Origin of the sequence: Rhodococcus sp. APC 3903, assembly GCF_030407755.1 — a bacterium.
Lineage (GTDB): Bacteria > Actinomycetota > Actinomycetes > Mycobacteriales > Mycobacteriaceae > Rhodococcus_F > Rhodococcus_F erythropolis.
Genome location: NZ_JASDCV010000003.1, coordinates 250,407 through 264,304, shown reverse-complemented (window position 1 = coordinate 264,304; position 13,898 = coordinate 250,407). Strand labels below are relative to the sequence as shown.

Below are 13,898 nucleotides of genomic sequence, written 5' to 3'. Positions count from 1 at the left end.
ACAGTAGGAGACGAAAACCCTACTCGTCAGTATTTCGCAGTGTCGGAGGTATTTCGTGCCTGAGTTCAGCGCACCCCAGACGTTCACCATTCCCGAGGATGCCTCCGCGGTCGACTCGGTCTTCGCCTTCGCGAAGACGAAGCCGGCGGCGGTTGTCTACAAGCGCAAAGTCGGAAATGCATGGGTCGATGTCACTGCAGGCGATTTCGCCGCCCAGGTGACTGCAGTCGCCAAGGGCCTCATCGCGATCGGCGTCAAGCAAGGCGACCGCGTCGGCCTCATGTCGGCGACGCGTTTCGAATGGCCGCTCGTCGACTACGCCATCTGGGCAGCCGGTGGCGTGACGGTTCCGATCTACGAAACCTCCGCAGCCGAGCAGGTTCGTTGGATTCTCGAGGACTCCGAAGCAATCGACCTCATCGTCGAGAACGACACTCACGCCGCGACCGTGAAGGACGTCGCTGCAGCCGCACCCGCGCTGCGCACGGTCTACCAGATCGATGCCGCGGCAGCCGGCAAGGGTGTCGTCGAGGAATTGACCGCACTGGGCGCCGACATCTCCGACGAGGACGTCCACGCCCGCGTCGCTGCACTGAAGGCCTCCGATCCCGCCACCCTCATCTACACCTCGGGCACCACTGGCCGGCCCAAGGGCTGCCAGCTGACGCACTCCAACCTCATTGCGGAGTCGAAGGGCATCCTCGACTCCAACCTCGGGACGCTGCTCAAGACTCCCGGCGTTCGCACCCTGATGTTCTTGCCGCTCGCGCACGTTCTCGCTCGCGCAGTCAGCATCGCGTCGTTCGATGCCGGTGCAGCGCTTGGACACACGAGCGACATCCCGAACCTCGTTCCGACGTTCGGCGAGTTCAAGCCCGACTTCATCCTCTCGGTGCCGCGCGTATTCGAGAAGGTCTACAACAGCGCACGCGCCAAGGCGCACGGTGACGGCAAGGGCAAGATCTTCGACGCGGCCGCAGACACCGCGGTCGCGTGGAGCGAGGCTCAGGACAAGGGCGGCGCGGGCATCGTTCTCAAGGCCAAGCACGCCCTCTTCGACAAGCTCGTGTACTCGAAGCTGCGCGCTGCACTCGGTGGACAGTGCCAGCTGGCCATTTCCGGTGGTGCACCCCTGGGCGCTCGACTCGGCCACTTCTTCCGCGGTATCGGCGTCACGATCTACGAGGGCTACGGACTGACCGAGACCACCGCAGCGTTCGCCGTCAACACCATCGGCGCACAGAAGGTCGGCTCTGTCGGAAAGCCGTTGGCCGGCAACTCCGTTCGCATTGCCGAAGACGGCGAAATCCTCCTCTCGGGACCGGTGGTCTTCACCGGCTACTGGCGCAACGAGAAGGCGACCGCCGAGTCGATCGAGAACGGCTGGTTCCACACCGGAGACCTGGGCACCGTCGACAAGGACGGCTACATCACGATCACCGGTCGCAAGAAGGAGATCATCGTCACGGCAGGCGGCAAGAACGTCTCCCCCGCTCAGCTCGAAGATTCCCTTCGCGCACACCCCCTGATCAGCCAGGCCATCGTGGTCGGCGACCAGAAGCCTTTCATCGGCGCTCTCATCACCATCGACGCCGAGGCACTTCCCGCCTGGAACGAGCGCAACAACAAGGCCGCGGGAACCACAGCTGCCGACCTGGTTTCGGACGGCGAACTGGTCGGTGAAATCCAGGACGCCATCGACGAGGCCAACAAGCTCGTCTCACACGCCGAGGCGATCAAGAAGTTCCGCATTCTTCCGGTCGACTTCTCCGAGGACACAGGCGAACTCACGCCCACGATGAAGCTCAAGCGCAACGTCGTGCACGAGAGCTTTGCCGCCGACATCGAAAAGATCTACGCCAAGTAGGTTTTCGGCAAGCAGCTTCTCGCAGCAACGAACGGCCCGCACCGAATTCGGTGCGGGCCGTTTGCGTTCGAGTCCCGGTGGCTCAGCCGAGCAGATTACGCAGCTTCGAAGCGAGCGTGTCCCACTTCCAGTCTTCGGCAACCCACTCCCGGCCGGCTGCTCCCATCGCGGCCGCTCGATCACGATCGGACAGCACCTCGATCACGGATTCGGCGACGTCCCGAACAGAGGTGCCGTCGACTACGAGCCCGGTCTTGTTCTGCTGCACGGTTTCCGGAGCGCCACCACTGCGGCCGGCGATGACCGGAACGCCGGTCGCCGAGGCCTCGAGGTAGACGATTCCCAGTCCTTCGACATCCAATCCCGCGCCTCGCGTGCGACACGGCATGGCAAACACGTCGGCAATCGTGTGGTGAGCCGCCAACTCTGCGGCGGGCACCGTGCCGGTGAAGACGACGTGATCGTCCATCCCGGTCTTACGTGTCAATTGACGGAGGTGGTCCTCGTACGGTCCACCGCCGACTATCACCAGTACCGCCCCGTCGACGCTCTTGCGAATGGTCGGCAGCGCCTTGATGAGCATGTCCTGCCCCTTGCGTGGCACGAGCCGCGACAGGCACAGGACCGTGGGCCGCTCTCCCAGCCCGTATCGCTTGCGCAGTTCTGCGCGGGCGACCGAGTCCGGGTGGAACACCGACGTGTCCACTCCGGACGGAAGGTGCTCGAGCGCCGCTTGCGGGCCGAAAGCCGCCGAGAACCGTCCACGGGTGTATTTGCTGACAAACGTCACCGCATCCGTGTGATCGCCGATCACACGCAACGACTGCCGCGCACCGGGAATCATCGACCACCCGACCTCGTGGCCGTGAGTACTCGCGATCACTCGGCTCGCTCCGGCGCGTCGAACAACCGGCGCCAACAGCGCCAAGGGCGCTGCCGCACCGAACCACACCGACTCACAGTCGTGCTTCTTGACCAGCTTCGCGGCCCGACGAGCGACAAAGGGCGACGGCAGCATCAGTGTCGTCGAGTGCCGAACGACCTCGAAAGGCTGTGCCGCATCGAACTTCTTGTGCGAGTCGCCCCGCCACCGCGGTGCGTACACCACCAACTTGTCCGCCGGCAGGTGCCCGGCAAACGTGTGGAGATAGGACTGGATACCTCCGGGGCGAGGAGGAAAATCGTTGGTCACCAAGAGGGTCCGGCGCATCCGTCCACCGTAGGGCACGCTGTGCTTCGAGTCGTGACAAGGGCACGCAGTGCTTGGAGACTTGCGAAGCTCACCTCGCCGCTGCAATTGACCCAGCCGCGAACTGCTCAGCCCAGATGGCTGTTGGTCCAGTCGACCCATCCGACTCGCAGTTCCTCGGTTCCGACGCCGAGGACCGCTCGGATCCGCGAGTCGAGGTCTTCGGCCGTCATCTTTCCGGAGGCGAGGGCTCGAAAGAGGTCGGTCAGCTTCGCCTCGCCGAATCGATCAGCGATATACGCGTTGATAGACCACGCCGATTCGTACGCCAGTGAACTCACGACCGGGACACCGCCGAACTGTGTGTCGTCCGGAAACTCGGTCGGAGTATCGCCGGCGCGGACCGCTGCTGCCAGAGTCGGCGCTATCTCACCCCAGGCCCGCGAGGATCCACGATTTCCCGCGTACTCGGCGAACCCTTCCAACACCCACATCGGCGACCCGTCGCGGGTTTTCGATCGGGCGGCTATGTGCATGAGCTCGTGGCGCAACACCGTTCGCCTGGTGATGTCGGTCAGCCTCGAAGCCGCGGCAGGTGAGAAGACCACCCGCTGGCCGCTCACGTCGGAAGACCCGTCCGCCGTTGCATCCGCGACCGACACTGCGGCAATCGAAGCGCCGTCGTGATGGGAGCCGACCAGTGCGGTGAACTCCTCCGCGGACCCCGCCACCATGAGCACCGCGCGCTCGGACCACCACGGCCCCCACAACTGCGTCGTGTTTTCGATGGCTGAGTCCACATCGGCCGCCAAAGCGTCGACGAACGCCTGCTGACCCGGGTGACCGATCACGAGTGCATTGCCCGCGGCATTTTCGGCGACGGCCAGCGGCCCGAAGTCCCAAGGGCCGTTCCAGGATTCGCCCGCCGTTCGGGCTCCGTCCAGTCCGACGATCGACCCGTCCGCAAGAACCGACCACTGATCTCCGCGTTTCGCGAGCGTCATGGACACTGCCTTGCGAGTGGGCAATGCGTCAACGCCGTCGAGGGCGTATCGCAACAGAACCTGTGCATTCCAGACCTCGACGTCTCCGTCCGGTGCACCGGTTCGCGGCGCCGGAGTCAGGCCGCCGCTGGGAATCTCGTATCCCCAGTCGGCAAAGTCGAGCGCTCCCGCAGCGGTGGCTCGTCGAACTTCCGCTTCGAGCACACCGGGTGCCGCGGCACTGTCGACGAACTTCGCCAGCCCCGACGGATCGTCGGACATCTGCGCCGCAGCCCATGCATCGAGAAATGCTTGTACCTGCGCGGTGCGTTCGGCGTCCTGCTCACTGGCCGCATTTTCGTCGGAATCGGACCTGTTCGTCAGGAAGATCGTCAAACCGAGCACGAGCACCACGGCAACGCCGAGCGCCACGAGGGCTGGATACTCCCAACGGCGTGGTCGATCTGCGCCGACGTCGGGCGTCGTCATCGGTTCAGTCGGCACGGTGCCGAGTGTAGGAGAACTCGACTCGACGCTTCACGGCGGCTGGCCACACGCCGCTCGGGCGCAGCAAGCCGTCAGTAACGACGCGCAGTGGAGAACTCCATGCCTGCCATCGACTGAACCTTCACCGGTACGCCGAACGTCGACGCATGCAGAATGTTTCCGTCGCCGGCGTAGATGCCGACATGCGAGTTGTCGCTGTAGAAAGTCACGACGTCACCGGGCTGTAGTTGGTCCCTCGACACCGGTACACCGCCCTGCGCCTGCGCTTGGCTCGAACGCGGCAGAGTCTTCCCGATTTGCTTGTAGGCCCATACGACCAGACCTGAGCAGTCGAACTCGTTCGGGCCGGTCGCGCCCCAGACATACGGGTCACCGATCCGCGTGAGGCCTGCCTGCAGAGCAGCAGCACCCGAACCAGGCGTCAAGTTAGCTAGAATTTTGCTGAGATCGACGTCCGGCGGGAATGGCGTACCGCTCAGTTGGTTACGCTCGTCGTCGGTGAGGCTCTGGAAAGCTTTGGTCACGTCGGCGATCTGCGTCTGCAGTTCACTCTGCTTGCGCTGCAAATCGTCACTGAGTGCGCGGGCTTGATCGGCGGCGGTCCGCGCTTCTTCGGCCGAACGCTTCGATGCTTCCGAGGCGGCACGCGCTTCGGCAGTGGCTTGGTTGAACTGTGAGACCTGCACTGCCGCGTCGTTGGAAATCACGTCCAGCGCGGACATCTGATCGAGCAACTGCTGCGGCGAGTCGCTCACCATCAACGCAAAGAGGCGATTGGTCCGCGCACCCTGGTAATTCGCTGTGGCAATACGGTTTACCGCCGGAGCGAACTCGGCGACACGTGCCGAAGCCGCGTCGAGAAGACCCTGATCGGCTGCCGAACGCGCGTCCGCATCATTCGCGACCGCCAGCTTCGCGTCGAGGTCGATCTGTGCGTTGTGCAGCGCTTCGTTGGTCTGCTCGGATACCCGGGAGAGTTCACCGAGCTTGTCGAGCGCCTCGGTGGGGTTGGTGATGACGGGGTCGGCACCGGCCTGCATCGAAGGCCCTGCGACGAGTCCGAACGCCAGCACTCCCACTGTCAATGCGGCGCGTACTCGACTGTTGTTTTTCGATGAAACCACGGAATGCAACTCTCCGTCTCGGTGAAGCGACGTCGACCGGGACCGGTCGACGATCTGTTAGCTGGCTGTCAACTACCCACAGTACCTGTCTCGGCCGCGCAATGTCTCGATAAGGTTACGGAACGGCATACGTTTGTGTCTACTCGCCGGTAGGCGTGTCGGGGTGAAGTACCGGGCGAATTGTCGCGAAACGAAAATGTGGGCCTCGAATCAAAGATTCGAGGCCCACATTCGAAGATCCGGAGCTCCCCCGAGCTCCGCCGCCTTGCAGCGGCGGATCGTTCCGACCGTCTACCGGAGACAGCCGTCGAGCGTGTTCAGAAATCAGTAACGGCGAGCACCGTCGTACGGCATCGAGGACACCGGTGCGAGCTTCACGGGCTGACCAGCGGTCGACGCGTGGATGACATTGCCGTTGCCGGCGTAGATGCCCGAGTGCGATCCGCCGTAGAAGGAGATCACGTCGCCGACCTGAAGATCGGACTGTGAAACGGCAACGCCGGCTGCGGCCTGGTCGTAGCTCGTGCGAGGCAGGTTCAGACCAGCCTGCTTGTATGCCCACTGGACCAGACCGGAGCAGTCGAATGCGTCCGGGCCCGATGCGCCGTACACGTACGGGGAGCCCAGCTTGCTCTCTGCGGCGCGAACTGCCTGCTCACCAACACTGGAGATGGGAGCGGCCGGAGCGGCCGGTGCGATGTCGGTGATGCCCGGGATGACCGGCAACTGAGGAATAGAAACGCCCGGAACCTCGAAGGTGCCGACGCCGGGGATGGTGATGGGGTCTGCCGAGGCAGGTGCAGCGGTTGCGGCAAATGCTCCGACTGCGAGCGCGCCGGCTACTGCCAACTGCGCTGAACGCTTGAAACTCTGTGACGCCACTTAAGGGGTGCTCCATTTCTTCCATTCATCCGCCGACCGAGTTAGCTGACGGGTTCGGGCTGGGAAGATCAGCCCTACCCGCGTGGTCCGCAGCGATCATGCGTGCTGCACCCCAGGCGGGATTCACCCCAGTGGAAACTTGGGTTCCCGGTTCGGGTTCCTCGCGGAGATCCCGATTAGGCGGTTCCTGACGATGCCGGTCCTGTTTGGTCCGGCAAGACTTCGTTAGGTCTCAGGAAGGTTACGAAATGATCGCGACGATGTCGACCGCTTCGTGACAATCGCGCCCGATTCGCCGGAAATCATGCTGCCGCGCCCGCGATACGCCGGACGGGTCACGAAGAGATAACAACAGGTCTGTTCGGCGAGGCTCACCTGGCCCGCAAACCTGCGCTTGCTACCCACTGGCAAGGGTCACCAAACCCGACAATCCGATCTTCCATGCAGTTCAACGCCGATTACTTGAAACTAGAACCCGTTTCGATCAATCAGGCGGTTTCGGCGACTGATCGCCGTAGCAACACCCTCACGAATCGCCCTACCGGTAAGTAGGTAGGAGACCGCATTCGCGAGTTCCCACCGCAAGTGTGATCCTCGTCTCTCATACTTTTGTCGGGGGTCAATCCGTTGCTTTCCCAATGGAAGTCGGAGTGAGCCGGGTTCCGCGTATGCAATCTCGAATTCGTGTCGGGGGGTCCTTCTACTGTCTGCGGTGTGAGTCCCGCCTCGGCCCGAGAATTTCCGTCTCCGTCCCCGTTCTCCGACGGGGAGAAGTTCGACGTCGGGCGGCAACTGAGCTTCGACGAGCTGGACACACCGCTGAGCGAAACGACGTTTGTCGTCGTCGACCTCGAGACCACAGGTGGAAGCGCCGACCAGGACTCCATCACCGAGATCGGCGCCGTCAAGATCCGCGGTGGCGAAGTGCTCGGTGAAATGGCAACACTCGTCGACCCCGGCCGATCGATTCCGCCGTACATCGTCGAACTGACCGGAATCACCACCGCCATGCTGATCGGCGCACCTCCGATCGAACGTGTCCTACCCGCTTTTCTCGAATTCGCCGAGGGTGCGGTGCTGGTGGCACACAACGCGCCCTTCGACATCGGCTTCCTGAAAGCAGCGGCGTCACGCAGCGCACGCCCGTGGCCGGCGTTCCGTGTGCTGTGCACTGTGAAGCTCGCCAGGCGCGTGCTCACCCGCGACGAGGCGCCTTCGGTCAAACTCTCCGCACTCGCCCATCTCTTCCAGGTGACCACCCAACCGACGCACCGCGCGCTCGACGACGCGCGTGCGACCGTCGACGTCCTACACGGGTTGATCGACAGAGTCGGGAACCAAGGCGTCCACAGTTACAGCGAACTCGTCGACTACCTGCCCAACATTTCCTCACATCAGCGGGCCAAACGGTCCTTCGCCGCAAACCTGCCGCGAAGTCCGGGTGTCTACCTTTTCCGAGGCCCTTCGGACGAAGCCCTCTATATAGGAACTGCTACCGACCTTCGGCGCCGCGTCCGCAACTACTTCACCGGTTCGGAGACCCGCGGCCGGATGAAGGAAATGGTCGCGCTCGCCACCCGTGTGGACCACGTCGAGTGCGCCCATGCGCTCGAGGCAGGGGTGCGTGAACTACGACTACTGAGCGCGCATGCACCCCCGTACAACCGTCGCTCCAAATTCCCCAAAAGAGGATGGTGGATCACTCTCACCGACGAGGCGTTTCCCAGACTGTCCGTGGTTCGCACGCCTACGGCCGATTCGATCGGCCCGTTCACCTCTCGCGGCGACGCAGTCGAAGTCGCCGACACCGTCGCAGAGTTCAGCCGCCTACGCACGTGCACCAAACGTCTCGGGCGCGGCGCCGTTCACGGCCCTGACTGCCCCGCTCGCGAACTGGGGGCGTGTCCCGCCTCCTGGGCACCGGAACTCACTGCGGAGGACTACGCGGCCGCCCCTGAGACTGTGCGTGGATTCTTCCGGGGAACCAACGACGCTCCCCTCCAACAAATGCAGGCGCGAATAGACGAGCTGTCCGCACACGCGTTGTTCGAGAATGCTGCTCGTCTGCGTGACCGAACGGTCGCAGTCTCTACCGCAGTGCGGCGCACTCAGCGACTCGCAGCAGTCGCGGCGATCGAACAACTGATTCTCGCCCGTCCCACCGGGGACGGCGGCTGGGAGCTGTCGGTGATCCGTTCCGGACGTCTCGCGTCCGCCGGGCTCGCCAGACGTGGAACTCACCCGATGCCCGTCGTCGACGCCATCACCGCGGCAGCCGAAACCGTCCTACCGGACGACGCACCGTTTCGCGGCGCGTCACCCGAAGAACTGGGTCTGATCGCACGGTGGCTCGCATCGGACGGTGTCCGAATCGTGTCGGCGACATCCGGCTACGTCGAACCTGCGGGCGGCGCCGGCAAGTGGGAAGCCTGGTGCCGACTCGCGCGGGCCGGTACCGAATCCGAACATCGATGACGTAACGACGGGGCGGCACCCCTAAGCTCGATCGAAACCACCGGGTCATCACAACCCACCTGGAAATCGAGGAGAGAAATGATCAACGCCATCGTCATGATTCACGCCGAGTCCGCTCGGATCCCGGAAACCGCGCAGGCCGTCGCCGACCTGTCCGGAGTGACGGAGGTCTACTCGTGCGCAGGTGACGTCGACTTGATCGCCATCGTGAAGGTACGTGACCACGCCCAGATCGCCGACGTGGTCACCGGAGGAATCAACAAGGTGCCCGGCGTTCTCCGAACCGCCACACACATCGCCTTCCAGTCCTTCTCCAGCGCAGACGTCGAGGCCGGTTTCTCGCTGGGCGAGTAGCTCGTCGATCAGGCTTGGTCGGCCAGTTCGGCGGTGAGTGCCGCCCACTTGTGAAGCAGTTCAGCGCCGGCGCCGCCGTCGATCGCGGCAGCGGCTGCAGCCATCCCGGCGGAGATCGCACCCTCGAGATCGTCACCGACACCGTTGAACGCCGCGATGGCCGCTCCCGCGTTCAGCAAGACCGCGTCCCGGACCGGCCCCTTCTGCCCGGAAAGCAGCGTTCGGGCGACGGTGGCGTTGAATTCGGCGTCTCCTCCGCGCAACTCTTCGAGAGGAACGCGGTCGATTCCGAGGTCGCGCGGATCCAGCGTGACAGTTCGCACACTTCCACCGCCGACGATGTGAACCGTCGAAGTCGTCGATGTGGTCAGTTCGTCGAGTCCGTCGTCTCCGCGCACCACCAACGCCGAATTACCGCGCTGCGCAAGGACTCCCGCGACGACCGAGATCAGCTTCGGAAATGCGCACCCGATCAGCCCGGCACGCGGACGAGCCGGATTGGTCAGTGGACCGAGCACGTTGAATGCCGTCGGGATGCCGATTTCCTTGCGAGGCACCGCCGCAAAGCGCAGTGCGGGATGGAAGACCGGCGCGAAACAAAAGCCGATTCCGACCTCTTCGACGCACCTCGCAACCTGCTCCGGGCCGAGGTTGATGCGAACGCCGAGCGCCTCGAGCACATCGGCGCCACCACTCTTGGACGAAGCAGCGCGGTTGCCGTGCTTGACAACTCGCACACCGGACGCGGCAACCACGATCGAGGCCATCGTCGAGATGTTGACCGTGTTGGAGCGGTCACCACCCGTGCCGACGATGTCGACGACGTCGGAATCGACCGGCACGCGCCTGGAGTGTTCGAGCATCGCGGCGGCGAGCCCTTCCAACTCCGCGGGGGTTTCGCCCTTCATCTTCAGACCGACCCCGAAAGCAGCGATCTGAGCGGAGGTGGCGTTGTCCGACATGATCTCGCCCATCGCCCAGCGACTGTCGGCTTCCGACAAGTCACTGCCGTCCGTGAGCAAACCGAGAATCAACGGCCAGGACCGCACCACTGCACTCGAATCGACGTTCACGGCGTTGGATGCGTCGGTGCCGGCCATAGTGCCTTGGTCCCCTGTCGTTCAAGTGGGCTGGATTTCGAGCTGTCGTTTCGCGCTGCCATTTTGTGCTGCCGATGACCCTCGCAGCCTAGTCAGTGAGGTAAGGAGGAAACCGAATAGGGCCGCTCAGGACTTTCTGCGACCGCGTTTGGGCGGCGCCTCCGCAAGTATCGGGGGCTGGAGCGCGTCCCACCCGGCGACCGAACCACCGAGTCGCTGCGCCAGACCGGCCATTCGTGACCGCTCCTGGGAGCAATGCAGGGCGTCAAGCACCTGGACACGCTCGAAGACGACGCGAACCGAATTCTCGACCACCGGAGTCACGTCCTCGGGCCGACTCGAGCCTCGCACATATCCGTCCTGGGCGACGATGCTCTCGGCATCGGCTACCGAGCCCTCCGGGAGGTCGAGATGATGCCGCAGAACCACTTCGGCCTCCGCCCTGAACTCCGGCTCGGTGGAGGCGGCACGTTCGAGAGCCGTCGAGCTCGCCTCGGCGTCGTCGAAGCCTTCGGCAACGACGACCAGATCCGACCGCCCTGCATCGAGCGGTGTCGGAATCTTCGTGCCGAAAATTCTCAGGAACCACGGTCTACTCTTGTGTGTAGCTGCCATCGCGCCAGCATATTCCGACCACGCCACCAGCGCGTTCGCCGCCCGATCCCGCGAACTCGAGCCGAGCGACGCGCCGATGGTGGACCCGAGTGGTCGTCTCTTACGACGAAGCGTCATACTTCTGTCTGTGACGAGCGCAGTAGGGACTTCAGGATCGGCAATCACCCAACGCGTGCACTCGCTGAACCGGCCGAATATGGTCAGCGTTGGCACCATCGTGTGGTTGTCAAGTGAGCTCATGTTCTTCGCAGGGCTCTTTGCCATGTACTTCGTGGCACGAGCTCAGGCGAACGGAAATTGGCCGCCGGAGCCAACCGAATTGAACCTGTATCTGGCCGTGCCGGTGACCTTGGTGCTTATCGCATCTTCGTTCACCTGCCAGATGGGTGTCTTCGCGGCTGAGCGTGGCGACGTCTTCGGACTTCGTCGCTGGTACACCATCACCTTGGTCATGGGGGCGTTCTTCGTCGCCGGCCAGGGTTACGAGTACTACCACCTCGTGCACGAGGGCACCACGATTTCGAGCAGCGTGTACGGCTCGGTGTTCTACATGACCACCGGCTTCCACGGTCTGCACGTCATCGGCGGTCTCATCGCCTTCGTCTTCTTGATCGCACGTACCCGGGTCAGCAAGTTCACGCCCGCCCAGGCCACCGCCGCGATCGTTGTTTCGTACTACTGGCACTTTGTCGACATCGTGTGGATCGCGCTGTTTGCCACGATTTATTTCATCCGTTAATCAGCTGTACGCCCCAGGCAGCCCCTGACGTCCAGTTCCGTCCCGACATACCAAAGGGATACAGATGAGTTCATCCCCCCCTCCCGCATCCGATAACTCAGCGAATGCCGCGAAGTCGCGTCGCCAGCGGAAAATCCGCCGGCGCGTCACTGGCGCGCTCGTATTGATGATGGGATTGATCAGCGCAGGTTTCCTCGCTTCGGCGTTGACACCAGCTCCGCAGGTTGCGACCGCCAGTGACGATTCAGCAGCCCTGATTCGTGAAGGCAAGCAGCTGTACGACACGTCATGCATCACGTGCCACGGCGCGAACTTGCAGGGCGTGCAGGACCGCGGTCCCAGCCTCATCGGCGTCGGCGAAGCAGCCGTGTACTTCCAGGTCTCCTCTGGTCGTATGCCGGCAGCTCGCAACGAGGCCCAGGCTGCACGCAAGGACCCCAAGTTCGATGCTGCGCAGACCGACGCCCTCGGCGCTTTCATCCAGGCCAACGGCGGCGGCCCGACGCTCATCCGCGACGAGAACGGCGAAATCGCCCAGTCCTCGCTGCGCGGTGGCGACGTCGGACGCGGCAGTGAGCTCTTCCGGCTCAACTGCGCGTCGTGCCACAACTTCACCGGCCGCGGTGGCGCACTGTCCTCGGGCAAGTACGCCCCGGTCCTGGATCCGGCCAGCGAGCAGCAGATCTACGCTGCCATGGTTACCGGTCCCCAGAACATGCCGAAGTTCTCGGATCGTCAGCTGACGATCGAGGAGAAGAAGGACATCATCGCCTACGTCAAGTCGTCGGGCGAGTCGAAGGACCCCGGTGGGTACGGGCTCGGTGGCCTCGGTCCGGCCTCTGAGGGTCTCGCCATGTGGGCCGTCGGAATCATCGCTGTCGTCGGTGCAGCATTGTGGATCGGAGCAAGGTCATGAGCGACGCTGGCCAGCATGGCGGCGATACGCCTAAGAAGTACACAGATGAAGAGCTCGACGCGATGTCACGCGACGACCTGGTCAAGCTGGGTACCAATCTCGATGGCGTCGATGTCGTCTACCGCCGTGATCGTTGGTCGGTAAAGGGCACCAGGGCGGAAAAGCGCGCCGAGCGCAACGTCGCCTTCTGGTTCGGCCTCGCCGGCGTTTCGGCGATCGCGTTCATCGCGATCTACCTGTTCTGGCCCTGGGAGTACGCAGGCGCCGGTGACGAGAACTACGGCAAGTACAGCCTGTACACCCCGCTGATCGGCTTGACCATGGGTCTGGCGATCCTCGGCGTCGGCATCGGTGCCGTTCAGTTCACGAAGAAGTTCATCCCCGAAGAGGTCTCGATCCAGGACCGCCACGACGGTGGTTCCACCGAGGTCGATCGTCGCACGATCGTCGCCGAGCTCGGCGACACCCTCGAGACGTCCACCCTCCCCCGCCGCAAGGCCATCAAGCGCAGCTTGATGTTCGGCGGCGGCGCACTCGGCGTCATGATGGTCATGCCCCTCGGCGGACTCATCAAGAACCCGTGGGCCAAGGGCGACGACTCACCTCTGTGGGTGTCCGGCTGGACCCCGAACTACCCGGGCGAGACCATCTACCTGCGTCGTGACACCGGCCGTCCCGAGGACATCGTCCTCGTTCGCCCGGAAGATCTCGATGCCGGTTCGATGGAAACGGTCTTCCCGTTCCGCGAGTCCGACCGTGGCGACGAGCACGCTCTGCTCGCAGCACTGCGCGGCATTCGTAACTCGGTGATGCTCATCCGCCTCCGCACGGAAGACACCGCGCGTGTCACCAAGCGTAAGGGCCAGGAAAGCTTCAACTACGGCGATTACTTCGCCTACTCGAAGATCTGCACCCACCTGGGTTGCCCCACCTCGCTCTACGAACAGCAGAGCAACCGTATTCTGTGCCCCTGCCACCAGTCGCAGTTCGACGCACTGACCTACGGCAAGCCGATCTTCGGTCCCGCTGCTCGCGCACTTCCGCAGTTGCCTATTACAGTGAACGAAGAGGGCTTCCTGGTCGCCGACGGTGACTTCATCGAAGCACTCGGCCCGGCATTTTGGGAGCGTCGACCGTGACCACAACA

General features: G+C 63.6%; 12 protein-coding genes and 1 riboswitch. Of the genes, 6 read left to right on the top strand and 6 right to left on the bottom strand.

Annotation, left to right across the window (positions count from 1 at the left end; genetic code table 11):
• Nucleotides 1-55 precede the first annotated feature (55 nt).
• Nucleotides 56-1,867 carry a long-chain fatty acid--CoA ligase gene (locus tag QMA15_RS05915; RefSeq protein ID WP_019748900.1) on the top strand — a complete coding sequence of 604 codons (1,812 nt, stop codon included), beginning with the start codon at nt 56-58 and terminating at the stop codon, nt 1,865-1,867.
• Between the two features lie 82 nt (nt 1,868-1,949).
• Here the strand turns inward: QMA15_RS05915 and QMA15_RS05910 are convergent, their stop codons facing one another.
• The 4 genes from QMA15_RS05910 to QMA15_RS05895 form a co-directional block, all read right to left on the bottom strand.
• Nucleotides 1,950-3,077: a glycosyltransferase family 4 protein gene (locus QMA15_RS05910; RefSeq protein WP_283385407.1), complete on the bottom strand. Its 1,128-nt coding sequence runs from the start codon at nt 3,075-3,077 to the stop codon at nt 1,950-1,952.
• 107 nt (nt 3,078-3,184) lie between these two features.
• Nucleotides 3,185-4,543, bottom strand: a complete 1,359-nt coding sequence (locus QMA15_RS05905; protein ID WP_290283758.1) for a hypothetical protein — start codon at nt 4,541-4,543, stop codon at nt 3,185-3,187.
• Nucleotides 4,544-4,617: 74 nt separating this feature from the next.
• Nucleotides 4,618-5,670, bottom strand: coding sequence for a C40 family peptidase (locus tag QMA15_RS05900; protein WP_020969878.1), 1,053 nt, complete (start codon nt 5,668-5,670; stop codon nt 4,618-4,620).
• 324 nt (nt 5,671-5,994) lie between these two features.
• Entirely contained in the window at nt 5,995-6,552 is a 558-nt protein-coding gene (locus QMA15_RS05895) for a C40 family peptidase (protein WP_019748904.1), read from the bottom strand.
• Nucleotides 6,553-6,566: 14 nt separating this feature from the next.
• Nucleotides 6,567-6,745, bottom strand: a riboswitch (cyclic di-AMP (ydaO/yuaA leader).
• A 521-nt stretch (nt 6,746-7,266) separates the two neighbouring features.
• Between QMA15_RS05895 and QMA15_RS05890 the strand changes: the two genes are divergently transcribed.
• Both QMA15_RS05890 and QMA15_RS05885 read left to right on the top strand, forming a co-directional pair.
• Nucleotides 7,267-9,027 carry a DEDD exonuclease domain-containing protein gene (locus QMA15_RS05890; RefSeq protein WP_195791317.1) on the top strand — a complete coding sequence of 587 codons (1,761 nt, stop codon included), beginning with the start codon at nt 7,267-7,269 and terminating at the stop codon, nt 9,025-9,027.
• A gap of 78 nt (nt 9,028-9,105) precedes the next feature.
• Nucleotides 9,106-9,381 carry an Lrp/AsnC ligand binding domain-containing protein gene (locus QMA15_RS05885; RefSeq protein ID WP_003941677.1) on the top strand — a complete coding sequence of 92 codons (276 nt, stop codon included), beginning with the start codon at nt 9,106-9,108 and terminating at the stop codon, nt 9,379-9,381.
• 8 nt (nt 9,382-9,389) lie between these two features.
• On the opposite strand, the gene trpD is transcribed toward QMA15_RS05885, so the two are convergent.
• Together trpD and QMA15_RS05875 are read right to left on the bottom strand one after the other, a co-directional pair.
• Entirely contained in the window at nt 9,390-10,481 is a 1,092-nt protein-coding gene (gene trpD, locus QMA15_RS05880; RefSeq protein ID WP_290283757.1) for an anthranilate phosphoribosyltransferase, read from the bottom strand.
• A gap of 126 nt (nt 10,482-10,607) precedes the next feature.
• Nucleotides 10,608-11,096, bottom strand: a complete 489-nt coding sequence (locus QMA15_RS05875) for a hypothetical protein (protein ID WP_290283756.1) — start codon at nt 11,094-11,096, stop codon at nt 10,608-10,610.
• 127 nt (nt 11,097-11,223) lie between these two features.
• Here QMA15_RS05875 and QMA15_RS05870 point away from each other — a divergent pair, with 127 nt between their 5' ends.
• The 3 genes from QMA15_RS05870 to QMA15_RS05860 all read left to right on the top strand — a co-directional run bounded on the left by QMA15_RS05870 (nt 11,224) and on the right by QMA15_RS05860 (nt 13,890).
• On the top strand, nt 11,224-11,835 hold the full coding sequence (locus QMA15_RS05870) for a heme-copper oxidase subunit III (protein ID WP_007730060.1): 612 nt from the start codon (nt 11,224-11,226) through the stop codon (nt 11,833-11,835).
• Nucleotides 11,836-11,899: 64 nt separating this feature from the next.
• Nucleotides 11,900-12,751: a cytochrome c gene (locus tag QMA15_RS05865; protein WP_003941682.1), complete on the top strand. Its 852-nt coding sequence runs from the start codon at nt 11,900-11,902 to the stop codon at nt 12,749-12,751.
• Nucleotides 12,748-13,890 (top strand): ubiquinol-cytochrome c reductase iron-sulfur subunit, encoded by a 1,143-nt coding sequence (locus tag QMA15_RS05860; protein ID WP_007730058.1) that lies wholly within the window; start codon nt 12,748-12,750, stop codon nt 13,888-13,890. The genes QMA15_RS05865 and QMA15_RS05860 overlap by 4 nt, the downstream gene beginning before the upstream one ends.
• Nucleotides 13,891-13,898 lie beyond the last annotated feature (8 nt).

Excerpts from the sequence above, each read along its gene's own strand:
- QMA15_RS05910 (WP_283385407.1), bottom strand. The coding sequence starts at position 3,077 with ATGCGCCGGACCCTCTTGGTGACCAACGATTTTCCTCCTCGCCCCGGA.
- QMA15_RS05885 (WP_003941677.1), top strand. The coding sequence starts at position 9,106 with ATGATCAACGCCATCGTCATGATTCACGCCGAGTCCGCTCGGATCCCG.
- trpD (WP_290283757.1), bottom strand. The coding sequence starts at position 10,481 with ATGGCCGGCACCGACGCATCCAACGCCGTGAACGTCGATTCGAGTGCA.
- QMA15_RS05875 (WP_290283756.1), bottom strand. The coding sequence starts at position 11,096 with ATGGCAGCTACACACAAGAGTAGACCGTGGTTCCTGAGAATTTTCGGC.
- QMA15_RS05865 (WP_003941682.1), top strand. The coding sequence starts at position 11,900 with ATGAGTTCATCCCCCCCTCCCGCATCCGATAACTCAGCGAATGCCGCG.
- QMA15_RS05860 (WP_007730058.1), top strand. The coding sequence starts at position 12,748 with ATGAGCGACGCTGGCCAGCATGGCGGCGATACGCCTAAGAAGTACACA.